Below are 26,085 nucleotides of genomic sequence, written 5' to 3'. Positions count from 1 at the left end.
TGGCCTTTCTAAAATTTGGAGACCGAAATGGTTAGTGATAGCAAAACAAACGCGTGGAGCGACTTCACCCCAGGAGACTGGCAAGAACAGGTGAACGTTCGAGACTTTATCCAGAAAAACTATACTCCATACCAAGGTGACGACAGCTTTTTAGCTGGTGCAACAGATGCAACCAAAACGCTATGGCAACAAGTTGCTGAAGGTATCAAGCAAGAAAACGAAACCTTAGCGCCCGTCGATTTTGATACCGATGTTCCATCAACAATTACTTCCCACGGCCCAGGCTACATCAACAAAGATTTAGAAACCATTGTTGGTTTACAAACGGATGCTCCACTTAAGCGCGGCATCGTATGTAACGGTGGTATTCGTATGGTCGAAAACAGCGCCAAAGTTTACGGCAAAGAGCTATCGCCTCAGGTTAGCGAAATATTCCACAAATATCGTAAGACCCATAACCAAGGGGTATTCGATGTTTACACCTCTGACATTCTTAAAGCCCGTAAGTCCGGTATTATCACCGGTTTACCTGATGCCTATGGCCGTGGTCGAATTATCGGTGATTATCGCCGTGTTGCTTTATATGGCATTGACTTTTTAATGCAAGATAAAGCGGCGCAACACAAATCACTAGAGCAAGAGTTAACAGATGCGACAAGCAGCGAAGAGTTAGAGCGCATCATTCGTTTACGTGAAGAGATTTTTGACCAACATCGCGCCCTTAATGATATGAAAACCATGGCACAAAGCTATGGCTATGACATTTCAAAACCAGCACTTAATGCTCAAGAAGCGGTGCAATGGACTTACTTTGCCTACTTAGCGGCAATTAAATCGCAAAACGGTGCGGCAATGTCGTTTGGTCGCGTGTCAACTTTCTTAGATATCTATATTGAACGTGACATTGAACGTGGTGTGCTTGATGAAGAGAAAGCTCAAGAGCTGATTGACCACCTTGTGATGAAACTGCGTATGGTGCGTTTCTTACGTACTCCTGATTATGACGAGTTATTCTCAGGCGACCCGATATGGGCGACCGAATCTATTGGAGGTATGGGTCTTGATGGCCGTACATTGGTGAGTAAAACCAACTTTCGTTTTCTTAATACCTTATACACCATGGGTGCCAGTCCAGAGCCGAATATGACGGTGCTTTGGTCTGAGCATTTGCCAGAAAACTTTAAACACTACTGTGCCAAAGTATCTATAGATACCAGCTCAATTCAATATGAAAATGATGATTTGATGCGCGCTGATTTTAACTCAGATGATTACGGTATCGCCTGCTGTGTAAGCCCAATGATCCTCGGCAAGCAAATGCAGTTTTTTGGTGCACGTGCCAATTTAGCCAAAGCGCTACTTTATGCCATCAATGGTGGTGTAGATGAAAAAATGCAAACTCAAATTGGCCCTAAAATGGATCCTATCACCGATGAGGTGCTAGATTACGATACGGTCAAAGCCAATTTTGATCAGGTTACCGATTGGGTTGCCAAACAGTATGTATTGGCATTGAACTGCATTCATTTCATGCACGATAAATACAGTTATGAAGCGTCATTAATGGCATTGCATGACCGAGATGTTGAACGCACCATGGCCTGTGGTATCGCCGGCCTATCGGTGACCGCCGATAGCTTATCTGCGATAAAATATGCCAAAGTAAAACCGATTCGTAACGAAGACGGTGTTGCCATTGATTTTGAAATTGACGGCGACTTCCCAGCGTTTGGTAATAACGACGCTCGAGTTGATGACATTGCTTGTGATTTGGTCAGTGAGTTTATGGCGAAAGTCGAGAAGAGCCCAATTTACCGCAAAGCGACGCCGACTCAATCGGTGTTAACCATCACTTCAAATGTGGTTTATGGTAAGAAAACAGGCTCAACGCCAGACGGTCGCAAAGCGGGTATGCCGTTTGCACCGGGCGCAAACCCGATGCATGGCCGTGATACCAAAGGCGCACTTGCGGTGATGCAATCTGTCGGTAAACTGCCATTTAAAGACGCTAAAGATGGTATTTCATATACTTTCTCAATGGTGCCTGGCGCATTGGGTAAAGACGATAGCAGCAAACAGCAAAACTTGTCAGCCTTGCTTGATGGTTACTTCCACCATGACGACAGCATTGAAGGTGGGCAACACATCAACGTCAACGTTCTTGACCGAGAAATGCTGTTGGATGCGATGGCACACCCAGAGCAATACCCACAGTTAACCATTCGAGTGTCTGGTTATGCGGTGCGCTTTAACTCGCTCACCCAAGAGCAAAAACAGGATGTTATTAATCGTACCTTTATCGATCGTATGTAATGACCTAAACAATAAGGATGGCTTCTGCCATCCTTATTTGTGTTAGACGCTTGAGGATTATATGGTTACGGGTCGTGTTCATTCAGTAGAGTCTTGCGGAACCTTTGACGGTCCCGGCATACGTTTTATTGTCTTTATGCAAGGTTGCCTTATGCGCTGCAAATACTGTCATAATCGTGATAGTTGGGACGAAGATGCTGGCGATGAAATGACCGTTGAGCAAGTTTTGGAGCAAGTGCGCCCCTATAAACACTTCTTTAAATCCTCTGGTGGCGGCATCACTGTCTCTGGTGGTGAGCCTATCTTACAAGCCGAATTTGTTACCGCTCTGTTTACCGCTTGCAAGCAAGAAGGCATACATACCACACTCGACACCAATGGCTTTATTCGCGGTCAAGACGAGAAGATGGATGCCTTGATGCAAGTCACCGATCTGGTGTTACTCGATTTAAAACAGATTCAGGATAAAATCCATATTGATTTAACCAAAGTCAGCAATCGCTATGCGTTGAGTTTTGCGCGCCACCTGCAAAAGATCAACAAACCGGTTTGGATTCGCTATGTGATTGTGCCTGGCTATACCGATGACCAATTATCGGCGCAGTTATTGGCAGAATTTCTGCATCCAATGGACAATGTGGTACATATCGAATTGCTGCCCTATCATTCTATTGGTGCCTATAAATGGCAGCAATACGGTGATACCTATGAGCTCGCCCATATTCACCCCCCCAGCCAACTGACCATGCAGCAGTTGAAGAAAACCTTTAATATATACGGACTTAAAGTCGTCCTTTAAGCTCATATCGATTTATCTGCGGGTTGTCGCACAAAGCCGACACTTTATCGTAGCGACTTTTGACATTTCGCCGCGACACTGCTCTATTAGAGCTACACTCAATGAACAATCCCCCGAAGACAAAAGATTATGAAAGTTAACTATAGTGCCCTAGCAATCGGCTGTGGCTTGTCACTTACTTTGGCGGCGTGTAGCTCAACTATGCAAGACAACAATGACTCAGAACCACAAGACCCACGTTTGGTGTATGTTGGCGAAGACAATAAAAAATCGGTGATGTTACGCGAAGATGGTCGTGGCGATCGTGTTGTCAGCGCCCCTTGGGCAACTCGCTCAGCAGTACTTGGCAGCAACGGCATGGCAGCAACATCGCACCCGCTTGCGAGCCAGGTTGCGATTGATATTTTAAAGCAAGGTGGCAGTGCGGTTGATGCCGCGATTGCCGCCAATGCAGCGATTGGGCTTATGGAGCCAACGGGCAACGGCATTGGCGGTGACTTATTTGCCATTGTTTGGGATCCAAAAACCGAAAAACTCTATGGCCTAAATGGCTCTGGCCGTTCGCCTAAAGGACAAACGTTAGCGCAGCTCAAAGCAAAAATTGGTGATGTCAGTGAAATACCTAATTGGGGTAGCGCACCAGTCACCGTGCCAGGTACGGTTGATGCCTGGTATGAGCTGCATGCTAAGTTTGGTAGCTTAGAGATGAGTGACAACCTGCAACCCGCTATCGATTATGCCAATCAAGGTTTCCCTGTAACCGAAGTGGTGTCTTATTACATGGGTATTTATCAGGAACGTTATCAACGCCTACATAAAGAAGGTGAAATTGAAGAAATTGATAACTACAAAGCAACCTACTTAGTTGACGGCGAGTACATCAAAGAAGGACAAATTTTTAAAAATCCAGATTTAGCCAACACCTTAAGCAAGATAGCCAAAGGTGGTCGTGATGCCTTTTATCTAGGTGACATAGCCGACACCATGGACGCATATTTCAAACGCATAGGTGGTGCCTTAAGAAAAGAAGATTTTGCCAGCCACACCAGTACCTGGATTGAGCCGGTATCGGTTAACTATAGAGGCTACGATGTATGGGAGCTACCACCAAATGGCCAAGGCATTGCCGCATTGCAAATGCTAAATATTCTTGAAGGTTATGACTTGAAAGAAATGGGTCACAACAGTGCAGATTACCTACACGTAATGACCGAAGCGAAAAAGCTGGCCTTTGAAGACCGTGCCCGTTTTTATGCTGACCCGGACTACTATGACATCCCACTCGAAGGCTTATTGTCAAAAGACTATGCTGAAAAACGTCGCCAACTAATTGATATGAACAAAGCGGCGAATAAGGTAGAGCATGGCGATCCTAAATTGATTGATGGCGATACCATCTACCTTACCGTAGCTGACAAGAACGGCATGATGGTTTCTTTGATTCAAAGTAACTATCGCGGCATGGGCACTGGCTTGGTTGCTGACGATTTAGGCTTTATCTTCCAAAACCGTGGTGCTCAATATTCTCTAACCGAAGGACATCCTAATGTGTATGCGCCGGGCAAGCGTCCTTTCCATACCATTATCCCAGCTTTTTTAACCAAAGACGGTCAACCATTGATGAGCTTTGGGTTAATGGGTGGCGCTATGCAGCCTCAAGGTCATGTACAAATGGTTGCCAACATCATCGACTTTGGTATGGGCGTGCAACAATCGGGTGATGCCGCGCGTTATCACCACAGAGGCTCAACTGAACCCACTTGGCAGGAGCGTATGCAAGACGGCGGTGTGCTTGAATTAGAAAGTGGCGTAAACGCTGACGTGGTTCTTGAATTACAAAAACGCGGTCACAAAGTGGATATCACCTCAGGTCCATTTGGTGGTTACCAAGCCATCTGGCGCGATCCTGAAACGGGTGTTTATTACGGTGCCAGCGAGATGCGTAAAGACGGTATGGCCATAGGTTACTAACCTAGACAACACTAATTAACCTCTCATTCTAAAGCCACCAAATAACGGTGGCTTTTTTATATCTAAACGCCCCAAAAAACATCGTAACTCAAGTATGATTTTGCTTGATTTGGATCAACGAAAAACTCGATATTTATTGTTGTTTATTTGACCAGGAGTAATATAGCCAGGTCGTAGGTTTCTCGATTTCTGTTTTGCAGTAAGGGCGATCAAATGAATGAACAAACGATACTAAAGATCTGTGTTTATACCACAGCATCCTTTTCTATTTTAGGTGTTAGCTGGGGCTTATATGCGGGCTCTGGCATGGTATTGTTTGATGGTATTTACTCCACCATCAGTCTGCTGCTTAGTCTGGTGTCTCTAATCGTTCTTAAACAAATTCAGTGTGAAAATGAAGACATGCGCTTTCCTTTTGGCAAAGCGCACTTTGAGCCTCTGATCATCATGTTTAAGTCGCTTATCATCATTGGTGTCTGTTTGTTCTCAAGTATCGATGCCGTATTAGTTGTGCTGCAAGGTGGCCGTCAGGTGGCGATAGAATCTGCGCTTATTTATGCTGTGATAAGCACCATAGGTTGTTTTGTTATTTTCATGTTTTTATTACTTAAAAACAGAAAGATAGGCTCAAAACTTCTTGATGCCGAAAAGAACCAATGGTTTGGTGACACCTTACTCAGTGCAGGTGTGTTGGTTGGCTTTAGTGCTTCGTTGTTCTTGAGAGATGGCCAATATAGTCACCTCATTCCTTTTGCCGATCCTGTAATGGTGGTTATCGACATCTGAGATGGACGCTATACGAAAAAGGCTAGGCAAAGCGGCAGAGCAAATTAACGAACAACACTGGGTAAATATCAACTTTACCGCTTGTGAAGCACGGTTGTAGATATATCAGCACGGACACCGGCGGAATCACATTTGTGTGCTACGTTGGCATTATTACACCCATGTCCATTAACCCACCATATTTTTGGTTGGGATCTTCGTCAGTGTCAAGGGACTCTGTAAGGCTGCTTTGTGCCATTTGCCACCAAAACCTCAACTAACTTACGCGTTCGCGCTCGGTTGCATTGGCTTGTTTACATCACTTTGACCTAACAAGGATATACCAAGCCAGATAAACCAAATGATCTGTGTAATACCAAAAATTTCGGTAAATATTTCATCGGGGTAGATTGTTGCCACACCAGCTATTCCGACAAAAACACCAAGGTAATTCAGTCCTCGTGAGAAGGTTTTCGATTTTAAAGCCGCGACACTGATTAAGAGTACCCAAAGTCCGCTAACAAGCTCGTTTCCTCCACCAAGACTTTCGATGATTACTGAAATCGTTCTCCACATATCAAAAGCTTTCTCGGCGGATACGTCCATCAGATTAACTGCGTGTGAAAGCCCTATATTTGCCAACATACCACTTGCAATGACCAGAACAACCCAAACAACGCCGAAAACAGATCCCACTTTCACAAGTAGTTCATTGGTTGATTTTAATTTCTCATATAAGCCAACAACAAGAACCGCGAGAAATATTCCAAATACCGCATACATTAAGAAATAAATCATCGAAAACACAAGCTGATTATCGGCCAAATAGGCCATTTTTTCTGATGCCGAATCTTGTGCGGGGTATGCCCAAAAAGCGCCAAAATATACGAAGGCAACAATATAAATTAACGCCTCAAAAATAGCTGAAATGCCTGCAACTTTTTGTAAATTATTCATTAAAACTATCCTGTTTTATTGGTAATGCTAACACCATCATCAAGCGCTCAAAACAGAGCGAAGTGGTGACTTTTGCTCTAGTGGCAACTGACTAAAAGACCTTGTTAGGAAACTTTACCAACTTTATTTAATGTGTCTTTCGCTAATTTCATGATCTGCATCCATTGTGGATCATTTAATAAACCATCAATAGAAAGTTCTTCATCATTTAAATTCTGCTCAAAGAGCTTTGTAAATTCCCAGAGTATTGATTTCTCGCTTGCATTGAAGCTTTCAGAAATTAATCTTGTTCCATTTGGTAAAGATTCCATAACTAAATCATCAAACCACCAACAAACAAATTCACTTTTATAATCGCTGTATTCTACTTTTGCAGCAAATTCTCTCTGTCGATATACAGGCGAGATAAAATTCAATGTATCTAAACACGAATTTCTGAATTCTTGAGCCGCACTATCCATAGCTATCTAACCGTTACTGGCAAACTCTTCTAATGCAGACTTTGCAATATCTGCTTTAGCCGTTTGTACAAAAATATGATCGTGATAATAAGCGGCAATAACATTTGCGCTTACCCCTTTTGAGGCTAACTTGCTTGCTACTGCCGCGGTAAGTCCTACCGCCTCTAAACTTGAATGGACCGTTAATATAATTTGGCTGTAAGTCCCCGAAAACGAAAAGCCTGCTTTCTCAGCAACTGACTTTTCAACAACAAGCGTTAGTCCTTCTGGCTCTATAAACGTTGCGACGGGATTTAACTCAACATACTCTTTTAGGTCACCTGAAACGGTACAAAATACAAACTCAGCGGCAACTAATTTTGGCCTCATAGAACGCAACAACTCGTCTAAATCGGTAATGCCTGACATGTATCGTTTCCCCCTTATATTGCTAACAATTTCATTAAAGATAAATCTGTACTACGTTGGCCGTCTACTTAGGCAAAAACTCAAGTGTGTATTTAGTGTCGCCCGGCAACAGTGGTGAGGCGATGCCTTTTACCCAATCGTCATGCCCCTTGCCATAAAACGGTGACAATGGATGGCCAGATTGTGATGATGGCATGTGAAAAATGGCCTGTTTTTCATGCCCCGGAGATACCACCATACGTTGTGATGAACCAAAGTTGACGCCTTGAACGCGAGGCATAAACGTATCGCCACGAACAGCTTCTTGTGGCATGTCCAATAGCCAACCCAATGCAGGTATGGCTTTTGATAATGGGTGTTGAATTTTGGTGGTGTTAAATGCGCCCCAAGTTGCGTTATCAATTGCGCCGTATTGTTCAACGAGCTCTTGGTAGGTTGATTGTGCAATCGATTGACTGAACTCTGCCCATGAAGAAAAACCTTCAGGTAGCAAGTGCTCTGGTTGCTCGGTTAGCATTTGCCACATAGGCACTTCAATCTGATTACGAATAGGTCGAAACGACAGTGGTAACTCATTTTCTTCATTCATCGACTCCATCATATTGATTAGCGGAGAGAATAGCTTATCTCTTAGATTCAAGCGAAATTGACGTACATACAAATAACCAACAGAATCAACCGATGCTCGTGCTTGCCAATCGTTTAACAAGACTACCAATTGGGCATAATCGTGCTGATTGACAAACTCTTCGGTAAATACCGTATCCAATAAATAGTTATGCCAAGGCGTTAAAAACACCGCTTTGTCGTCATTTTGAATGTCTAGTAAATCCTGTTCGCTGAATTGTTCAATCGCCATTAAACCGTCGCGAATTTGCTGGCTACGTGCGCCTAGTGCATAGCCGCCATTACCCACTTTTTGGTACATATTGCCACCAACCACACGGCTATTACCGGTCCATAATCGATTATGTTCTGGGTTAATCACCACAGGGTATTCATTTGATTCAATGTAACCAGACCAACCAACCGCACCGGTACTCCAGTCTTGCGGTATTGCCCAGCCTTGGCTGCCGGTATTATCCAAACCAAACTTTCTTGGCATGGCACCAGCTATTGTCCAAGCGATATTGCCATCTTTGTCACCAACCATTAAGTTTTGTGCGGGAATACCTGCACTGTGAGCCACATCGATGGCTTGTTGAACATTTTGCGCACGCTCCAAACCAAGCAGATTAAAATTGATACCTTCGGCATCATGAGCCACCCAACGCATGGCCAACAAATTGCCTTGATGATCTTCTCCAATCACAGGTCCCCATTGAGTCACTTTAATATCGATCAATTGTTCTTCGTCGCCTTTTATAGCGATACGCTCTTGCTCTACCATAAACGGCTTGTAGCCATCTGGGGTTAAATATTGGCTACCATCTTCAGATAGCACTAATTTGATCAGATCATTCCAATCGCCGTAACTGTTGGTAAAGCCCCAGGCAATGTTGTGGTTACTGCCAACCACAATAGCAGGTGTCCCAGGTAAAGAAACACCGTCAATCAATTGAGGTTTATTGTTGGCGGAATAACGTAAGCTGGTTCTGAACCAGATATTGGGTACATCAATGCCCAAGTGCATATCATCGGCGACAATTGCACTGCCGGTTTTAGAAATCTTGCCGGACACAGCCCAGTTATTACTACCCTTTTGTCCTTCTTGATTATCCGGAAATAGATTGAATTCTTGCGCTTGTTTTTTGGTTACAGATACAGTGTCATCAATAAATATCTTATTTGCAGGAATTTGACCTTTCGGCAACTCAGTTGCATCTACTGCCGCATCCCAGTTAGAACCTTCAGGGGTTAAGAATTGAAAGGCATCTGCCGATAATAAATCAGACATCGCCCCTAGCAATAACTCTCTATCGCCGTATTCATACTGCAAATCCAAATACATTGAATAAAGCACTAACATACTGTCTTCTGTGACCCAAGGCTTGGGTTCTGATCTTAATAAAGCATATTCAAACGGTTTTGCTGAAAGCTCGTATAAGCCTTGGTTAACGCCTGCGGTGTAATTTTGCAAAATGGCTTGTTGCTCATCGGTAAGCAGTTTCACATACTCGCCAACACGCTTTCTAAACTGGTGTTTACGAATTTTGCTATCGTGTTTTACGGCTATTTCACCAAATAATTCAGACAACTCACCCGCGGAATTTTTTCGCAAAAGGTCCATTTGGAAAAAGCGCTCTTGCGCATGCAAATAACCCAGTGCAAAACTGACATCTTGACGAGTACCACCGGTAATTTGTGCAATGCCCTGGTCATCTCGAGTTGCGGTTACGGCCTGCTCAACCTGCGCATCTACTTTACCTTCCAACTTAGGCAAGCTCTGGCGCAAATATAGATAGATAGCGACAGCCGCTACTATCAGAATAACGAGCGCTATTTTTGCAGATTTAACTAACCGATGAGTCATTAAGTTGTCCTTGTTTTTATTATTATGGTTTGATGTTTTAGTCATCTTACTCTGTATATACTGTCATTTTCGACCTAAACGGTCAGAAAAAACGATTAAGCCTTTACCAAGTTAATTGCACTATATCGCTTTCTGCACTTAATGATTCCACTAGCATCACTTTGTTGCTGTCGGTATTGATATCAAAGTTTAAGCGAAAGCGATTATCACCAATGGACCAACAGCTTTCTTTTTTCTCGCTAGGTTCTTGAACAAGCGCTATTTTACACAAGAATGCTTCCGGGATTTGATACTTGGTATAATAAAAAGCATCGTCCGTTAATCGCCAGCGATTTGGGCTTGCAGATGCCACTTTACCCAAGCTTTGCATCGGCTGCCATTGCTCATTTTCCTTTGTTAAACGAATAACCGTTAGGTCTGGCTTTATTCCTATGGCCTCATTTGTATGGTTAGCCCTAAGAGAAAAAGCCAACATGTTTTCAACCACTGGAAACATGTGTTGCGTTGTAACATCAAGTGACACGATATCCGGTTTATTGGCGGTCATTCGGGCGACATAAACATGGCGACTATCCAAATGCCAAACTGGATTGGCAAATCGCTCCAGAGCCGGAGTAATAAAAGTTACAGGGTTATTTTTATCACCATTCATTGGGGCGCTAAATAGCCGCCCACCAGAGGCACCAATAAGTAACGCCTTGTCCGGAGAAGCGGAAATTGAATTAAGCTGAGCACTATTTTCTAGTGTCGCGATATCTCGCAATTGATTCTGCTTTGATAGCTGCTGAAACTGCAACTGCTTGCCCTGTAGCGACACCAATAACAGTCCAGAATCATTACCTAAGTATTGAGGAAAGTCCTGAGCATTGGCGCGCCTGAGTAAACGACCACCATTAAGAATAGGTGCCGATTTATCCGCGTTATCTGGCAAGCGTAATGACGCCAACGGCGTTTCCTGTAGATCAAGAAAATTGCCATTATGCTGACGCAAGACATAACATTGTTCACCACAGGCTGCGAATAAGTCGAGGCTATGCTCAGGTAATGGTGGTGTATTTACGTACTGACCAGAAGCGATACTAAAGCGCCCATGTTCACCATAAAAGTTACTCATCGCAATGGTGTTGCCATCCGGTGTCCAGATAAGTCGACTGGGAACAAAAGGTAAGGTCGTTTTCACTACCAAATTGCCCGTCAACAATGAGGTGACTATTAAACTGGACTCTTGAGACACCTCTTCACGTAATATTGCCAGCAGTTCACCATTTGGCGACAAAGCCGCTTTGTAATCGCCACGTCCAGCCACATTGGGATTGGTTAAAGGTTGCAGCGTTTGCGTACTTGGATCAAATGCATAGATACGGTGTTGCTTATTCGGCTTAATGGTTTCAGCAAGCAATAAGCCTTTATCATCATGCAACCAACCAATAACGAACTTACCTTTCAATACAGGTGAATCGAGAGTTTGTAGATGGGTAACCTCACCGTTTTCATCAAAATCGGCGACATGAAAGCTCGACTTCTGAGCAAGCAAGCGCATAAATGCCAACTTGGAACCATCCGCTGACCAATAACTGTCGCTATAATTAGCCTCATCCCAACTTAAACGTTTGACGATATTGTCGTTTAGCGATTTAACGTACAGTTGCTGCGGGCTATTGCGGGTATCACGATGGATAAATGCCAATTTGCCTTGCTCGGCATGATAATTGGCGTCTACTTCCGAGCCGGTTAATTCGGTTAAACGGGTGAGCTTGGGCGCTTTATTTGTATCAAGGTTTGATTTGTCTGAGTTTGGAAGGTAAGAATTTAATAACATTGCTGCGATGCCAATCCCCCCTGCCATGAAAGCATATGTTAGCCATTTGCGTTTCGCCGGTACCTTTGCGGACATTTGCCCTTCTTCAAACTCAAAACTCACTTTGGCGAGCCATTTATAGCCTTGTTTTGGTATGGTCTTTATAAAGCTAGGAGAGCGAGCATCATCACCTAGCAAATCCCGCAATTTTTTCATGGCTGCACGCAGTGCTTCATCGGTAACCGGTCTACCACCCCACACGACTTGTTCAATCGTATTTCTGGATATAATGACACCGGGGTTTTCGATAAATAGCCACAACAACGAATACAGTTGCGGCTCAATTTTGACATGTTCGCCTTTTTTCATCAGTTGTTCAGTCGCCTTTAGCAGGCGAAATTCAGTGAAAATATAAATATCTGGTGACTGTGCTCTTTCTACCATAAATCAATGTTTTAGCTAATGTGACTTTTTGTGAAGTAGTCAGTTTGACACAAGTTAACGAGACATAACATAAGTTTTGTATCTTTACGTTTTCAAATAATTTACAACCTATTTACTTATCTGAATTTTGTATTTAAGGAGATGGGTTTGCAAAATCTACACAAGATCATAAGGCAATTATTAACGACAACTTTAGTGTTGGTATTGAGCTTTGTATTGGGCACTGCCAACGTCAATGCAAAGGCACCACAAGATATTAGACAACTAGATAAACAGCTCGTCGACATTGTTGCCAAACATAAACTGCCTTCACTAAGTTACGCTGTTTTAGAGCAAGGCAAGCCATTGCATCAACGTTCAATTGGTTTTGCCAATATACAGTCAAAACAAGCAGCAAGCATAGATACTTCTTATCGAATTGCCTCAGTCAGTAAAATGATTGTCGGCCTTGCTATCATGCAATTGGTGGAATCGAAACAATTAACATTGGAAGATGAACTAAAAACTTTACTTCCTGATTTGCAATTTCGAAACCAGTGGCAATCAACTCACCCAATAAAACTTGTACACCTAATGGAAAACACCACAGGTTGGGATGAAATCGCTTTGCAAGAATTTGCTTACAACAATGAATCACAGCTACCGCTGGCACAAGCACTGGCTTTGTATCCGGATAGCCGAACATCTCGTTGGCCACCAGGTACCCGTCACACTTATACGAACTCTGCGGCAACCGTTGCAGCTCTTATCGTAGAGACTGTGACGGACATGCCGTTTGATAAATATGTACAACAATATATTTTTTCGCCCCTCGAAATATCCACCGCCAATTACAGTAATGATAATCCCGCTAATGCCAAAGGCTATGGGCCCGTGCAGCAAGAAATCACATACAAGCCTATCCTGATGACACCTTCTGGTGGCTTAACCATTAGCTTGAATGACCTTAGCAAGATATTACATGCCTTTATTGTGCGTTCACCCAGTTTATTAAGCTCTGACAGTTATCAACGAATCGAGCACTCTCATTCAACAAATGCTGGAATTTTTCCTGCTGGGTACGGCATATTCAATTACGCCCGCTATTATCAAGGTTGGCGTTTTCGAGGTCACGATGGTGCATTACCTGGTTGGCGCTCTGAGTTGTCCTACTCGCCCGAATTCAAATCTGGCTTTGTTGTCCTACAAAACAGTGAAAATGATGCCGCATTTAGAGCGATAATTACCGCAATCAGTAATTTTGTTATTGCTAATTGGGATAAGCCGAGTTTAAGTGCAGCCGATCAATCAACAACACCTCAAGAGGTAACAGGCTATTACCGTTACCAAAACCCACGTAACGCCAAACGCTATTTTATAGAGCGTCTGGCAGCCACCAACAAATTAAGCGAACAAGCTGAAAGTACGACATTTACCAGTGTTTTTCCTCCAGGTTGGCGACGAGATTTACATTATGCAGGAGACAATAGGTGGAAAAATGATAAAGGTGAAGTGGTGATGATACAAACCACCGATCCACAGTTAGGCAAGGTATTTCATTACGGCGATCGCGTCTTTAGCCAAGTATCCGGATTTAGTGCTTGGATTGACAAGGTCCTTCTTGTTCTCTGGTTATTATGTTTGATCATTACCTTGCCAGTAGCGATATTTTGGTTAATTCGCTTATCGAAAAAACACTATCAAAATACCGCTAGTGAAAAATTACGTTGTGCGGTGTTATTGGCCTCATTAAGTGCTTGGTTATTTATATTCTTCCTTGCCTTCGGATTGTTGTCGCCAATAAATCGACTAGGTGGACCAACATGGATATCGATTGGCTTGATGTTGAGTAGTTTACTCTTAGTAGCAATAACCATGCTAGCTATAAGGTGGTATGCAAAAAACGTGAAACTGTCTGTGGGTAAATTTGCCAATGTCTTCGCGACCATCTTATTACCTATACAATTGATAATTGTTGTCTACCTTGGTTGGTACGGCGTAATCGGCGTTCAATCCTGGACCTAAGCTGGTTATAAATAGCAACAATCTAAAAGGTGTATATGCATTCAAATATACACCTTTCTTGCTTCTAGGTTACTTTTGCTATTGAAAACAACAAAATAAATACAATATTCATATAGGTAACAGATAAATTTAACCTAAGAGCAATTATGCAACGACTATGGATTCTAATAACGTTTATTCTTTCCACTTGTTTTGTCCAAGCAGGGCAACAACAGCGTGATGACAGTTCAGTCATTTCTTCCAGCGAAGCTAAATTGGTCATAGGTAATATTGTATCTGAACTTGAGCACACCTACCTTTATCCAGATAAAGGCGTAAAAGCATCTCGTGCATTACAACAAGCTTCAGACAGCAAAGACATGCAAAGCAATCAAAGTAGCGAATGGTTTCGAGATGAAATTCGCCGCATTTTACTCACTAGCACTCAAGATACAGGCTTTGATATTGTTCTTGAAAAAGAATTACTGCAATCGTCAGCAAATGGCACTGACTTTGATAAATTGTCTAACGGTAATGTTAATGTGGAAATTCTCGAGTCGAACATTGGTCACTTGACGATAAGCGAAAATTTTATCTTTGCAGATTCACATCAAATATTGCTTGATGCTTTCCAGCTAATGGCCAATGTTGAGGCAATGATCATTGACCTGCGAGCCGCAGATCATGTCGATTTATCGCTGGTTCAGCAAATGATTAGTTTTTTTATTAAACCTGAGACTCTCATAGGCAATGTTCAATTCAACAACCACACATCACCATTGATGTCATTAAAGACACCTGGTTATGACAAACTTAAAGATGACTTCCCTTTGTACATTATCAATTCAGCCTTTGTGTCTGGCGAGTGGGAGTTCTTTAGTCATTCCCTGCAACAGTTTGATAAAGCCGTGGTTCTTGGCGCGGAAACGATGGGCTTAGGTTATTTCACCAAACCAATTAACGTAGGCTCACAATTGATAGTAAAAATACCGTATGCGGTGATCAAAGACCCGGTATCGGAAGAGTCTTGGGATAAACATGGTGTCACACCGGATGTATTTGCCAAAGATGAAGAGGTAGTGGATAAAGCGTTTCATTTGGCTTTGACTGCGCTGTCTGAATAAAAATAAAGGGAGCATAATGCTCCCTTTTAATTTGAATGTGTTTTGACCATTAAGACTGTTTTCTTGCCAGGTTTAGCGCCACATCTTCAATCATATCTTCCTGACCGCCAACGGTTTTCATACGACCAAGTTCCATTAAGATCTCTTCTGAGCGAACACCGTATTTAGCGGCAGCACGTTTAGCATGTAACAAGAATGATGAATAAACACCAGCGTAACCAAGAACTAAAGAGTCGCGATCAACACGAATAGGTTGTTCCATCATAGGCACGACAATTTCTTCAGCTGCTGCCATTAACTTGAATACATCAACACCAGTATGTGCGCCCATGCGAGTAGCTACCGCATTAAATACCTCCAACGGTGTATTGCCTGCACCAGCGCCAAGACCCGCTGCTGAACCATCAATTCGGGTTGCGCCCGCTTCCACAGCCGATAATGAATTAGCAACACCTAATGCTAAGTTGTGATGGCCGTGAAAGCCTATTTCAGTTTCTGACTTTAATCCGTCTCGTAACGCGCTAATGCGAGAGTAAACATCGTCTTGTAGCATGTAACCCGCAGAGTCTGTGCAATAAATACAATTCGCACCATAGCTTTCCATAAGCTTGGCCTGCTCAAGCAGTTGTTCTGGTTCAAGCATATGCGCCATCATCAAGAAGCCAACGGTATCCATGCCTAGCTCACGAGACTTGGCAATATGCTGTTCGCTTACATCTGCCTCGGTACACTGGGTGGCGACACGAATGGTATTAACGCCTAGCTCATGCGCCATTTTTAGATGATCAACGGTACCGATACCTGGCAATAACAAAGCGGAAATTTTCGCTTGCTTCATCTTTGGAATTACTGCAGATAAATACTCTTCATCAGTATGTGCCGGAAAGCCATAGTTAACCGAAGCGCCACCCAAGCCATCTCCGTGGGTTACTTCAATTAAAGGCACGCCAGCATCATCCAGTGAGGTAGCTAAGCTAACCATTTCATCCAAAGATATTTGATGACGTTTAGCATGCATGCCATCGCGTAAACACATGTCGTGCAAGGTAATTTTTTTATTGCGTAAATCCATAATTATTCTCCTTGCTCTTGCATATGTCTGGCGATCATCTCACCGGTTTTCAATGCTGCCGCGGTCATGATATCGAGGTTACCAGCATAGGTTGGTAGATAGTCACCAAGACCAGCAACTTCTAAAAATACCGATACGCGTTTGCCATCAAACACAGGGCCATTTTTTAACGTATAACCTGGTACATACTGTTGCACAGATTCAATCATGGCCAATACCGATTCAGTAATAGCTTGCTCATCGGGTGTATCTGCCAGCAAACAGTGAACCGTATCGCGCATCATTAAAGGAGGCTCAGCCGGATTCATAACAATGATGGCTTTACCCTGTTTTGCACCACCAACTTTTTCCAGAGCACCTGCCGTGGTACGAGTAAATTCATCGATGTTTTTTCGGGTCCCAGGCCCCGCTGATTTTGATGCAATAGTTGCAACAATTTCTGCATAATCAACATCTTGCACTCGAGAGATGGCATTAACAATTGGAATTGTCGCTTGACCACCACAAGTGACCATATTGACGTTATCCAGATTCGCTTTGATGTGCTCATCTAAGTTGACCGGCGGCACACAAAACGGACCGATAGCGGCAGGAGTTAAATCGATGACCTTAACGCCTTTGCTTTGCAGCTTGGCATTATTCTCACCATGCACATATGCCGACGTCGCATCAAAGGCGATTTGAATATTGTCCGCTTCAATATGTTCTAGTAAACCATCAACACCCTCTGCCGTTACTTTTAAGCCGGCGGCTTTGGCTTTTGCCAAGCCATCCGATTCTGGGTCAATGCCGACCATCCATACCGGGTTAATGATGTCGCTTCTCAGTGCTTTTATCATAAGATCGGTACCAATATTGCCCGAGCCAATTAACGCGACATTAATCTTGTTTGTCATATAACTTTTCTCTTTACTTTCGTAAGAACAGGTAATGTTTATTTATTCGATAAATTGATAGTTGGCGCTGCCAACACCATCAATATGCATACGCATGTCGTCATCAGACTTGCACGGGATCATCGCCGCTAGTGAACCAGACAAGATAATTTCGCCGGCTTTTAATGATTCACCGTAATCACCCAATGCATTAGCTAACCAGGCAACGCAATTTAGCGGGGAACCTAGCGCAGCACTGCCCTGACCCTCTGCAATAAGTTCATCGTGGTTATGGATCTGCATCTGACAATTCTCAAAATCCACCGAGCGCGGATCGACTCGTTCATCACTTAATACAAAAATACCGCAGGACGCATTATCAGCAACGGTATCTGTGATCTTGATGCGCCAATCTTCAACTCGAGAATCGACGATTTCAAAACAAGCAGCAACGGCTTCTGTGGCTGCTAACACATCTTCTGGGGTAACACCTGGACCTTGCAAATCGTGCTTTAAAATAAAGGCTATTTCACCTTCAGACTTTGCTTGAATTAAGTCCTTAGAAAATGGAATTTTTGCACCACTTTGATAAATCATGGCATCGGTAAGAAAGCCAAAGTCTGGCTGATGTACGCCTAACATGTCTTGTACAACCTTACTGGTTAAACCGATCTTTTTACCAATAACCTTTTCACCACGTTGCAGACGTTGTTGTAAAAACAATTGCGACACTATATAGGCGTCATCTAAGGTAAATTCACCTTCTCGTTCGCTGATTGGTGTGATTGTCTGACGTGACGTTAATGCGCTGTATAGCTCATCGGCCAGTGCTTGTAATTGTTGCTGTTGCATAACGGCTGAGAAACCCTTTTATTCAATAATTTATTGCCAAACTAACTCTACTTGATAAAATTAAATAAAAATAATTGAATTAAGTTAAGCTAATCATTCAAATCTTGAATATTTAGTATAACCACAGCGAAAGAAATGCACCTATGGATCTTGCCAAAAGTCAGCTCAATATCAGTCATTTAAAGATGATCAGTACCATCGCTGAGTCAGAAACAGTAAAAGAGGCTGCTGAACGTTTGTTTATCACCCAACCAGCGTTAACCAATCGCATTAGAGAAGCCGAGCGACGCTTGAATACCGAGTTATTCGTAAGGCGAGGACGTAAACTGATCATCTCTTCTGCTGGTAAACGCTTATTGCATTCAGCCAATAAGATATTAGAGGAGCTGGCACGGGTCGAGCATGATATTGCGCGTTTAACCGACGGTGTGGAACAAGTGGTACGCTTAGGTTTACCAAACTATTCATCCTTTAAATGGTTGCCAGAAACCATTCAGGCATTTGCCAAGCATATGCCACAGGTTGAATTGGAAATTAATGCCAACGCACAGCTGCAACCACTTAATGCGCTGTATAACGGTGATATTGATATCGCCTTGATTTGCAGTGATAACCAAAACCTAAAAATCGATGAAAGCCAATATCAGTCGATGTTTATTCATCGCGATGAGCTTATGGTGTGTTTGAGTAATGACAACCCATTGGCAAGTAAAAGACACTTAGACATTGAAGATTTTAAACAGTCAACTTACATCACTAATTCAACGGTACCCGAGAAACACCGTGAATATGAGTTGTTCTTCAAGCCCAATAACATCATTCCTAAAAAGGTAATGCAGGTTGGTTTTAATGACGCCATTATTGAGCTGGTCAATGTTAACTTGGGTATTTCAATCATGTCGAAGCACTTGCTGTTACCATACAAGAATAGCCACAACATTCGCACCGCAAAGGTTAATAGCGATGGATTGCATGTGTATTGGCATTTGGCATTCGCCAAACGTGAAAACATTCAGGCGCCAGCGAATTTATTAGCAACGGCTTTAAGTCATTTCAGCTCTTAAGCTGTATAGAATTTGTGGCCAGTTTTGTTACCTAAGCCAACTCCATTTGCTTAATCACCTGCTGAGACAATGTCGAATTGGCATCACTAAGTTCCATGATCACATCAAAGTGATTGCATCGGGCAACTTGCAAACTTGTGCAGTCTAGGCGACGCGCCATGTCATCACTTTGGCGTTTAAATTCGCTGGTTTCATTGTCACCATAGGCAATAATGACATGACATTGTGGCGTTGATAATCGTATGGGGCTTAAGGTTTGAATTTCTTGCTCGCTTAACTGCAGCGGCTCATTGATATAGGTATGGGCAATAGGCTCGAGATCATATATGCCACTGACTGCGCATATTCCTTTGATAAAATCGCCATTCTCAATACCGTATTGTCGCCAGTCGGTTTGCGCCATCAGCATCGCTAAATGACCACCAGCAGAGCTACCAGACAAGTATATTTGTTCAGCATCATAACCAAACTTATCGGCATTTAAGTAGAGCCAGGCAATGGCACGACGGTTTTGTTCAACAATATCCGCTAGACGCACTTTAGGCGCCAGCGCATAGTTGATCACAGCAAAGTGACAGCCCAGCTGCTGAAAATTATTGGCAGCAAAGGCACTTTCATCCTTGGTTAATTGTTGCCAATATCCGCCATGAATATATACCTGTAATTTACCTTTGGCTTGCTTAGCCGTTGGTAAATACATATCAATCAGTTCATCCTCACTGTCGCCATAAGCTAAGTTGCTGCGCAGGCTTTGATGTTGCTCAGCCCATAGCGCCGAGGATTTACTGTCATCAACATAACGCTGAATAAACACGTTAATATCGTCAATACAGCTACTCGGTGAGTATTGAGATTCTAATTGTTCAAGGTCAAATTCACGGTACAACATGGCAATATCCGAAACGTTGTTAAAGGTTATTATTATTGTTTTCACACGTCAGCTAAAAACTATAGACCCGAAATGGCATTTCGATAAATTGAATTAATTATCACTAAAGATAAATATTTTGAATATAAAAGCATTCACAATATTTATTAAAAACGTAATTTTTTAAAAATTTTGTTATTTAATAAAACGCGCTAGAGTTAATAATTATTTGTTAACACCGTGTTTACTATGTCCAATATTCAGGATTTATATTGCTATGTTGACGGCGAATTTGTCGAAACAAGGCAATGTTTTGACAACATCAACCCGGTCGATGGCAGCAAAATTGGCGATATTTACCAAGCCGACAAGCCATTGATTGACCAAGCCGTATATGCCGCTCGTCATGCCCAGCAACATAGCTGGGGCAAAATGACCGTTAATCAACGTTGCGCCTTATTACATAAAGTCGCTGACCGAATGGCCGAGCGAGAGCAAGAATTTATTGATGCAGAAATGCGCGACACCGGTAAGTCATTGCATCAATTAAAAACCATTGATATTCCGCGTGGCACCGCAAATTTTAGAACCTTTGCTGATATGGTTAAGTTTCAGGGCGGTGAAACCTTTATGACCGAACAAGCCAATGGTGATAAAGCCTTAAACTACACCATCAATAAACCGTTAGGTGTGGTTGCTATTATCTCTCCGTGGAATTTACCGTTATTGTTAGCGACATGGAAAATAGCGCCAGCGATGGCCTGTGGCAATTCAGTTATTGTAAAACCTTCTGAAGAAACCTCGTCGACCATGTATTTATTGGCGCAGATCATGGATGAAGTTGGCATACCAAAAGGTGCATTTAACCTCATATTGGGTCGTGGTACAGATATTGGCGATGCCATAACCGCGAACACCGGCATTAATGCGGTTACCTTTACCGGTGCGTCAAAAACTGGCAAACACATAATGCAAAACGCGGCTAGTACGGTAAAACCCTTGTCATTTGAACTAGGCGGCAAGAACTCGGCCATTGTATTTGCAGATGCTGATCTCGATAAAGCCATCAAAGGCGTTGCCCGCTCTACGTTTACCAATTGTGGTCAAGTGTGTTTGTGCACCGAAAAAGTCTATGTGCACCGCAGTATTTTTGCCGAATTTGTCGGCGGATTAAAACGCGAAGCAGAAAACATCACCATAGGTTACCCAACCGATGAAAAGGTTTTTATGGGTCCTTTGGTATCGCAAGCTCATCAACAAAAAGTGTTGGCATGCTACCAGTTAGCCAAGGATGAAGGGGCGACGTTTATTAGTGGCGGTAGCGTACCAAAATTTAACGATGAACGCGATAACGGCTATTTCATTGAACCCACCATCATCACCGATTTAGACGATACCTCTCGCACTAATCAGGAAGAGATTTTTGGCCCGATTTGTCATGTCTCAGTATTTGACGACGAAGATGAGGTTCTACAACGTGCTAATAATACCGAATACGGTCTCGCAGCCTCGATATGGACAGAAAACTTAAGCCGAGCGCATCGCACAGCAGCACAATTAGATGTTGGCTTGGTATGGGTTAACACCTGGTTTTTACGGGATTTACGTACCCCATTTGGTGGTATGAAGTTATCCGGTGTCGGCCGTGAAGGTGGTCAGCATTCGCTAGGGTTCTACAGCGAGCCAAGCAATATTTGTATCCAAATAGAACAACAATAAAATTAATAACACATTAAATTACAACAAGTTAAATATACCGAGAACAGTATGACTACAGAAGCAAAAGTTGTCAGTGGCAAAGCCACACCAAGAGGTAAGTTTCCCCACGTTAAACGTGCTGGCGATTTTATTTTTATCTCTGGTACCTCATCACGCCTGCCAGATAACAGTTTCGCCGGTGTCAGCGTCGATGCCATGGGCGTTACCGATTTAGACATTCGTGAGCAAACTCGTGTGGTTATCGAAAACATCCAAGATTTATTAAACAGTGTTGGCGCCAGTCTTGACGATTTAGTTGAGTTCAATACCTTTTTGGTCAACATGAATGACTTTGGCGGTTACAACGAGGTGTATGCCGAGTTTTTCGATTACGACGGCCCTACTCGCACCACCGTTGCGGTTCATCAATTGCCTCACCCGCATTTGTTGATCGAATGCAAAGCGGTAGCCTACAAACCACAAGGATGAGCACAATATGTCAGCGTTAAAAGCATTTAATTTTCATGCCTGGATTGAAGAGCATAAACACTTATTGAAGCCACCTGTGGGCAATGTGCAAATATGGCAGGATACCGACATGATGGTGACGGTTGTGGGTGGTCCAAACCAACGCACCGATTTTCACGACGACCCGGTAGAAGAGTTTTTCTATCAACTTAAAGGCGACATGGTTCTTAAAGTCATTGAAGACGGTAAATGCAAAGATGTGTTTATTCGTGAAGGCGATATCTTCTTCTTACCGAAACATGTACGCCACTCACCACAGCGCCCACAAGAGGGCAGCATCGGTTTGGTTATTGAACCCAAACGCCCTGGCGGCATGAAAGATGCCTTTGAATGGTACTGCTTCAACTGTGAATCATTGGTGCATCGTTCAGAAGTCATATTGAAATCCATCGTTGATGATTTACCTAAGGTTTATCAAGCCTTTTACAATGATCAGCAGGCGCGTACTTGCCCCAATTGCGGTGAATTACACCCGGGCAAGCAACCACCACAAGGCTGGGTACATATCCCACCTCGCGAAGAACAACAAGGAGAGTCATAATCATGCGTGTTGTTGATATTCACTCTCACTTTTTCCCCAAAACATGGCAAGACTTACAAGCCAAATTTGGCGGTGACGACTGGCCTTGGCTGCGTCATCAGGACGATGGCAAAGCCATGCTAATGAAAGGCCAGCAAGAATTTCGCCCGATCTATTCCGCTTGCTGGGATCCTGCTGTACGCCTTGAAGAAATGGACAGAGATGGTGTAGAAAAACAAATCATTTCTGCGACGCCGATTTTGTTTGCCTATCAAAAGCCGCCAGAACAAGCGCATTATTGCGCACAAATATTTAATGATGCGGCAATGGAGATTTGTAGTCATAATTCAAACCGTCTTTTTGCCATGTCACAAGTGCCGCTACAAGATGTCGATTTGGCCTGTGAAGAAGTGAGCCGCGCCAAGAGCATTGGTCATGTTGGGGTGCAAATCGGTAATCATGTTGGCTTAAAAAATATGGATGATGAAGGTGTGCTGACTTTCTTACAACATTGTGCCGATGAAGATATTGCCGTATTCGTGCATCCTTGGGACATGATGGCGAGCGAGCGCACCAAAGATTACATGATGGGCTGGACTGTGGGCATGCCCGCAGAAACGCAACTGTCTATTGTATCTATGATCTTGGGCGGTGGTTTTGATCGCGTATCCGACAACCTGAAAATATGCTTCGCCCATGGCGGCGGCTCCTTCGCCTTCCTACTTGGTCGCCTTGATAACGCCTGGCACCACCGTGATATTGCTCGTGGAAAATCAGAGTTTCCACCAAGCCATTATCTCAACCGTTTTCATCTCGATACCGCTGTTTTCGACCATGACTCTCTAGAGTTATTGGTGAGAAAAATGGGTACCGAACGCTTGATGTTTGGTACAGACTACCCATTTCCGTTGGGCGAACAACAAATGGGCCAGTTAATTAAAACAGCGCCAATGTTAAACGACGATATTAAACAAAAACTGCTGGCTAATAACGCCGAGCAATTTTTTGGTATTTAACGCCAGCAAATATGTATTAAAGAATTAAAGTAAAGAATTTTATTATGTTAAACGAATTAGCAATCAAGTTAGACAAAGCCGCGATGAACGCAGAAAGTGTCGAGCAACTATCTATAGACACAGAACTCTCATTGCCAGACGCGTACCAAGTACAAAAGTTAAGTATTGATCAACGCTTACAACGCGGTGAGCAATTGGTCGGCTACAAGATGGGCTTCACCTCTCGTGCGAAAATGGTGCAAATGGGCGTTGATGATCTAATCTGGGGTCGCCTTACCGATACCATGTTCATCAAACAAAACGAAAGCATTGATTTAAATGATTACGTGCATCCGCGCGCCGAGCCTGAAATTGCTTTCAAATTAAAAGCGCCTTTATCTGGCATAGTAACGCCAGAACAAGCACTCGCCGCGGTAGAAGCCATAGCACCAGCCATTGAAATCATTGACTCGCGCTACCGTAATTTTAAGTTTTCATTGTCCGATGTTATCGCCGATAACTGCTCTAGTACCGGCTTTATCATTGGTAACTGGCACCCAGCCGATACTGATATCAGCAAATTACACATGGACTTACTGGTCGATGGTGAAAGCGCCGCCAGTGGTGATAGCAGCGCGATTTTGGATCATCCATTAAACTCTCTAGTAGAGGCTGCTCGTTGCATTGCCGAATCAGGCGAAGAGCTACTACCTGGACAAATCATTCTCGCCGGCGCCGCCACGGCTGCCGTTGCACTGGAGGCTGGTCAACATATCAGTGTTGAGGTTGAAGGCTTGGGTGGCTTTGGTTTCCATACCTTGCCAGAGCGCCAGTATGAAAATAGTGAAGAGTTTGCCGCTCAGCTTGATAATAACGACCCGTTAAAACAATACCGCGATAAGTTTCATCACCCAGTAATTAACGGCGAGCAAGTCTTGTACTTCACCGGCAACTCATTAGGCCTGCAACCAACAGCGGCTCGCGATTACGTTAACACCGAGCTAGACGAGTGGGCTAAGTGGGGCGTTGAAGGCCACTTTGAAGCGAAAAACCCTTGGGTTAGTTACCACGAATTACTCACCCCACAGTCAGCACGATTAGTTGGTGCCAATGAGTCAGAAGTGGTGTGCATGGGCTCGTTGACCAACAACCTGCATCTATTATTCGTGTCTTTTTACAAGCCAACAGCAAAACGCTTTAAAATCATCGCCGAAGCGAAAATGTTCCCGTCTGATCGTTACTTGTTAGAGACGCAAGTACGTCATCATGGTTTTGAGCCGGATGAAGCGATCATTGAAGTGGCACCGCGTGAAGGCGAACACCTTATCCGTGAAGAAGACATCATCGATACCATCAATCAGCATGGCGATGAGGTTGCATTGGTGTTCTTAGGCGGCGTCAACTATTTCACCGGTCAAGTGTTTGATATGCAAACCTTAACGAAAGCGGCTCATAGTGTTGGTGCCTTAGCGGGTTTCGATTTGGCGCACGGTGTTGGCAATATCGAACTGCAACTGCATGACTGGAATGTCGATTTTGCCGCTTGGTGTACTTATAAATACCTGAACTCTAGCCCAGGTAATACCGCTGCTATTTTCGTTCATGATAAACACGGCAATAATACTGAACTAAATCGTTTTGGTGGCTGGTGGGGTCATAACAAAGAGCGTCGCTTTTTGATGGAAAACAGCTTCCAACCAATGACAGGAGCCGAAGGCTGGCAACTTAGTAATGCGCCAGTCATGGGTATGGCCGTATTAAAGTCATCTTTAGATATGTTCGATGAAGTCGGTATGGCAAAACTGCGCTCGAAAAGCTTAAAGCTAACCAGTTACTTAGAGTTTATTTTTAACGATATTGTAGGTCAGTTTGACAATATTGAACTGCAAATTATCACCCCAAAAAATCCAAATCAGCGCGGCTGTCAGCTATCCGTTAAATTGGTGGGTACCGATAAATCATTCTTTAAAACCCTAACTGAAACTGGTGTTATTGCCGACTTCCGAGAGCCTGACGTTGTGCGTCTTTCACCTGTGCCTTTATATAACAGCTTTAGCGACGTTTATCGCTTTGGTCAGGTATTAAAGTGCCTGTTGGCTAACTGGCAACACTAGGGA

Annotated in this window: 21 protein-coding genes; 12 read left to right on the top strand and 9 right to left on the bottom strand. The window is 43.4% G+C overall.

The annotated features are described in order from the left end of the window. Positions 1-27: 27 nt before the first annotated feature. The 4 genes from pflB to HII16_RS06055 all read left to right on the top strand — a co-directional run bounded on the left by pflB (position 28) and on the right by HII16_RS06055 (position 5,869). Complete coding sequence (gene pflB / locus HII16_RS06070; protein ID WP_169128383.1) at positions 28-2,313, top strand: formate C-acetyltransferase; 2,286 nt, start codon at positions 28-30, stop codon at positions 2,311-2,313. A 61-nt stretch (positions 2,314-2,374) separates the two neighbouring features. Continuing rightward, on the top strand, positions 2,375-3,112 hold the full coding sequence (gene pflA, locus HII16_RS06065) for a pyruvate formate lyase 1-activating protein (RefSeq protein WP_169128381.1): 738 nt from the start codon (positions 2,375-2,377) through the stop codon (positions 3,110-3,112). A 276-nt stretch (positions 3,113-3,388) separates the two neighbouring features. Beyond that, positions 3,389-5,083: a gamma-glutamyltransferase gene (gene ggt, locus HII16_RS06060; RefSeq protein WP_211183430.1), complete on the top strand. Its 1,695-nt coding sequence runs from the start codon at positions 3,389-3,391 to the stop codon at positions 5,081-5,083. A 213-nt stretch (positions 5,084-5,296) separates the two neighbouring features. After that, entirely contained in the window at positions 5,297-5,869 is a 573-nt protein-coding gene (locus HII16_RS06055; protein WP_169128379.1) for a cation transporter, read from the top strand. A gap of 261 nt (positions 5,870-6,130) precedes the next feature. Here the strand turns inward: HII16_RS06055 and HII16_RS06050 are convergent, their stop codons facing one another. The 5 genes from HII16_RS06050 to HII16_RS06030 form a co-directional block, all read right to left on the bottom strand. After that, positions 6,131-6,805, bottom strand: a complete 675-nt coding sequence (locus tag HII16_RS06050; protein WP_169128377.1) for a DUF4386 family protein — start codon at positions 6,803-6,805, stop codon at positions 6,131-6,133. A gap of 104 nt (positions 6,806-6,909) precedes the next feature. Continuing rightward, positions 6,910-7,266, bottom strand: a complete 357-nt coding sequence (locus HII16_RS06045) for a hypothetical protein (RefSeq protein ID WP_169128375.1) — start codon at positions 7,264-7,266, stop codon at positions 6,910-6,912. A gap of 6 nt (positions 7,267-7,272) precedes the next feature. Further along, positions 7,273-7,674: an ACT domain-containing protein gene (locus tag HII16_RS06040; RefSeq protein ID WP_169128373.1), complete on the bottom strand. Its 402-nt coding sequence runs from the start codon at positions 7,672-7,674 to the stop codon at positions 7,273-7,275. Positions 7,675-7,738: 64 nt separating this feature from the next. Next, entirely contained in the window at positions 7,739-10,147 is a 2,409-nt protein-coding gene (locus HII16_RS06035; protein WP_169128371.1) for a penicillin acylase family protein, read from the bottom strand. A gap of 103 nt (positions 10,148-10,250) precedes the next feature. Then, positions 10,251-12,389, bottom strand: coding sequence for a winged helix-turn-helix domain-containing protein (locus HII16_RS06030; protein ID WP_169128369.1), 2,139 nt, complete (start codon positions 12,387-12,389; stop codon positions 10,251-10,253). A 147-nt stretch (positions 12,390-12,536) separates the two neighbouring features. Here HII16_RS06030 and HII16_RS06025 point away from each other — a divergent pair, with 147 nt between their 5' ends. Beyond that, the gene (locus tag HII16_RS06025; protein ID WP_169128367.1) at positions 12,537-14,393 is read left to right on the top strand and encodes a serine hydrolase domain-containing protein; all 1,857 of its coding nucleotides are present in this window, start codon (positions 12,537-12,539) and stop codon (positions 14,391-14,393) included. A 146-nt stretch (positions 14,394-14,539) separates the two neighbouring features. Continuing rightward, positions 14,540-15,496, top strand: a complete 957-nt coding sequence (locus tag HII16_RS06020) for a S41 family peptidase (protein ID WP_169128365.1) — start codon at positions 14,540-14,542, stop codon at positions 15,494-15,496. 49 nt (positions 15,497-15,545) lie between these two features. Here HII16_RS06020 and dmpG read toward each other — a convergent pair whose 3' ends face one another. From dmpG to HII16_RS06005, 3 genes are read right to left on the bottom strand one after another with little or no spacing between them, the layout of a single operon-like run. Next, positions 15,546-16,568, bottom strand: a complete 1,023-nt coding sequence (gene dmpG, locus HII16_RS06015) for a 4-hydroxy-2-oxovalerate aldolase (RefSeq protein ID WP_169128363.1) — start codon at positions 16,566-16,568, stop codon at positions 15,546-15,548. 2 nt (positions 16,569-16,570) lie between these two features. Then, the gene (locus tag HII16_RS06010; RefSeq protein ID WP_169128361.1) at positions 16,571-17,464 is read right to left on the bottom strand and encodes an acetaldehyde dehydrogenase (acetylating); all 894 of its coding nucleotides are present in this window, start codon (positions 17,462-17,464) and stop codon (positions 16,571-16,573) included. A gap of 42 nt (positions 17,465-17,506) precedes the next feature. Continuing rightward, positions 17,507-18,295, bottom strand: a complete 789-nt coding sequence (locus tag HII16_RS06005; RefSeq protein WP_169128359.1) for a fumarylacetoacetate hydrolase family protein — start codon at positions 18,293-18,295, stop codon at positions 17,507-17,509. A gap of 143 nt (positions 18,296-18,438) precedes the next feature. Here HII16_RS06005 and HII16_RS06000 point away from each other — a divergent pair, with 143 nt between their 5' ends. After that, the gene (locus HII16_RS06000; protein WP_135439173.1) at positions 18,439-19,359 is read left to right on the top strand and encodes a LysR family transcriptional regulator; all 921 of its coding nucleotides are present in this window, start codon (positions 18,439-18,441) and stop codon (positions 19,357-19,359) included. 31 nt (positions 19,360-19,390) lie between these two features. Here HII16_RS06000 and HII16_RS05995 read toward each other — a convergent pair whose 3' ends face one another. Then, on the bottom strand, positions 19,391-20,293 hold the full coding sequence (locus HII16_RS05995; RefSeq protein WP_169128357.1) for an alpha/beta hydrolase: 903 nt from the start codon (positions 20,291-20,293) through the stop codon (positions 19,391-19,393). 183 nt (positions 20,294-20,476) lie between these two features. Between HII16_RS05995 and HII16_RS05990 the strand changes: the two genes are divergently transcribed. Genes HII16_RS05990 through kynU form a run of 5 tightly spaced genes read left to right on the top strand, consistent with a single transcriptional unit; the run spans position 20,477 to position 26,082 of the window. Beyond that, on the top strand, positions 20,477-21,946 hold the full coding sequence (locus HII16_RS05990; protein ID WP_169128355.1) for a 2-hydroxymuconic semialdehyde dehydrogenase: 1,470 nt from the start codon (positions 20,477-20,479) through the stop codon (positions 21,944-21,946). A gap of 48 nt (positions 21,947-21,994) precedes the next feature. Further along, positions 21,995-22,414, top strand: coding sequence for a RidA family protein (locus tag HII16_RS05985; RefSeq protein WP_169128353.1), 420 nt, complete (start codon positions 21,995-21,997; stop codon positions 22,412-22,414). Positions 22,415-22,421: 7 nt separating this feature from the next. Beyond that, entirely contained in the window at positions 22,422-22,994 is a 573-nt protein-coding gene (locus HII16_RS05980) for a 3-hydroxyanthranilate 3,4-dioxygenase (RefSeq protein WP_169128351.1), read from the top strand. 2 nt (positions 22,995-22,996) lie between these two features. Further along, positions 22,997-23,989: an amidohydrolase family protein gene (locus tag HII16_RS05975; RefSeq protein ID WP_169128349.1), complete on the top strand. Its 993-nt coding sequence runs from the start codon at positions 22,997-22,999 to the stop codon at positions 23,987-23,989. A gap of 44 nt (positions 23,990-24,033) precedes the next feature. Next, a complete protein-coding gene (gene kynU, locus HII16_RS16880) occupies positions 24,034-26,082 on the top strand; it encodes a kynureninase (RefSeq protein WP_248289518.1) in 2,049 nt (682 codons plus the stop codon). The last annotated feature ends 3 nt before the right edge of the window (positions 26,083-26,085 follow it).

Origin of the sequence: Thalassotalea sp. Y01 (assembly GCF_012932945.1) — a bacterium.
In the GTDB taxonomy this organism is placed as follows: Bacteria; Pseudomonadota; Gammaproteobacteria; order Enterobacterales; family Alteromonadaceae; genus Thalassotalea_A.
This window is presented reverse-complemented; position numbering and strand designations above follow the sequence as displayed.

What these genes read in the sequence shown, in the direction of transcription:
- ggt (WP_211183430.1), top strand. Translation starts at nt 3,389, where the DNA reads ATGTTACGCGAAGATGGTCGTGGCGATCGTGTTGTCAGCGCCCCTTGG.
- HII16_RS06045 (WP_169128375.1), bottom strand. Translation starts at nt 7,266, where the DNA reads ATGGATAGTGCGGCTCAAGAATTCAGAAATTCGTGTTTAGATACATTG.
- HII16_RS06040 (WP_169128373.1), bottom strand. Translation starts at nt 7,674, where the DNA reads ATGTCAGGCATTACCGATTTAGACGAGTTGTTGCGTTCTATGAGGCCA.
- HII16_RS06000 (WP_135439173.1), top strand. Translation starts at nt 18,439, where the DNA reads ATGGATCTTGCCAAAAGTCAGCTCAATATCAGTCATTTAAAGATGATC.
- HII16_RS06035 (WP_169128371.1), bottom strand. Translation starts at nt 10,147, where the DNA reads ATGACTCATCGGTTAGTTAAATCTGCAAAAATAGCGCTCGTTATTCTG.
- HII16_RS05980 (WP_169128351.1), top strand. Translation starts at nt 22,422, where the DNA reads ATGTCAGCGTTAAAAGCATTTAATTTTCATGCCTGGATTGAAGAGCAT.
- HII16_RS06005 (WP_169128359.1), bottom strand. Translation starts at nt 18,295, where the DNA reads ATGCAACAGCAACAATTACAAGCACTGGCCGATGAGCTATACAGCGCA.
- pflB (WP_169128383.1), top strand. Translation starts at nt 28, where the DNA reads ATGGTTAGTGATAGCAAAACAAACGCGTGGAGCGACTTCACCCCAGGA.
- HII16_RS05990 (WP_169128355.1), top strand. Translation starts at nt 20,477, where the DNA reads ATGTCCAATATTCAGGATTTATATTGCTATGTTGACGGCGAATTTGTC.
- HII16_RS06020 (WP_169128365.1), top strand. Translation starts at nt 14,540, where the DNA reads ATGCAACGACTATGGATTCTAATAACGTTTATTCTTTCCACTTGTTTT.
- kynU (WP_248289518.1), top strand. Translation starts at nt 24,034, where the DNA reads ATGTTAAACGAATTAGCAATCAAGTTAGACAAAGCCGCGATGAACGCA.
- HII16_RS05975 (WP_169128349.1), top strand. Translation starts at nt 22,997, where the DNA reads ATGCGTGTTGTTGATATTCACTCTCACTTTTTCCCCAAAACATGGCAA.
- HII16_RS06055 (WP_169128379.1), top strand. Translation starts at nt 5,297, where the DNA reads ATGAATGAACAAACGATACTAAAGATCTGTGTTTATACCACAGCATCC.
- HII16_RS06010 (WP_169128361.1), bottom strand. Translation starts at nt 17,464, where the DNA reads ATGACAAACAAGATTAATGTCGCGTTAATTGGCTCGGGCAATATTGGT.
- HII16_RS06030 (WP_169128369.1), bottom strand. Translation starts at nt 12,389, where the DNA reads ATGGTAGAAAGAGCACAGTCACCAGATATTTATATTTTCACTGAATTT.
- HII16_RS06050 (WP_169128377.1), bottom strand. Translation starts at nt 6,805, where the DNA reads ATGAATAATTTACAAAAAGTTGCAGGCATTTCAGCTATTTTTGAGGCG.
- HII16_RS05985 (WP_169128353.1), top strand. Translation starts at nt 21,995, where the DNA reads ATGACTACAGAAGCAAAAGTTGTCAGTGGCAAAGCCACACCAAGAGGT.
- pflA (WP_169128381.1), top strand. Translation starts at nt 2,375, where the DNA reads ATGGTTACGGGTCGTGTTCATTCAGTAGAGTCTTGCGGAACCTTTGAC.
- dmpG (WP_169128363.1), bottom strand. Translation starts at nt 16,568, where the DNA reads ATGGATTTACGCAATAAAAAAATTACCTTGCACGACATGTGTTTACGC.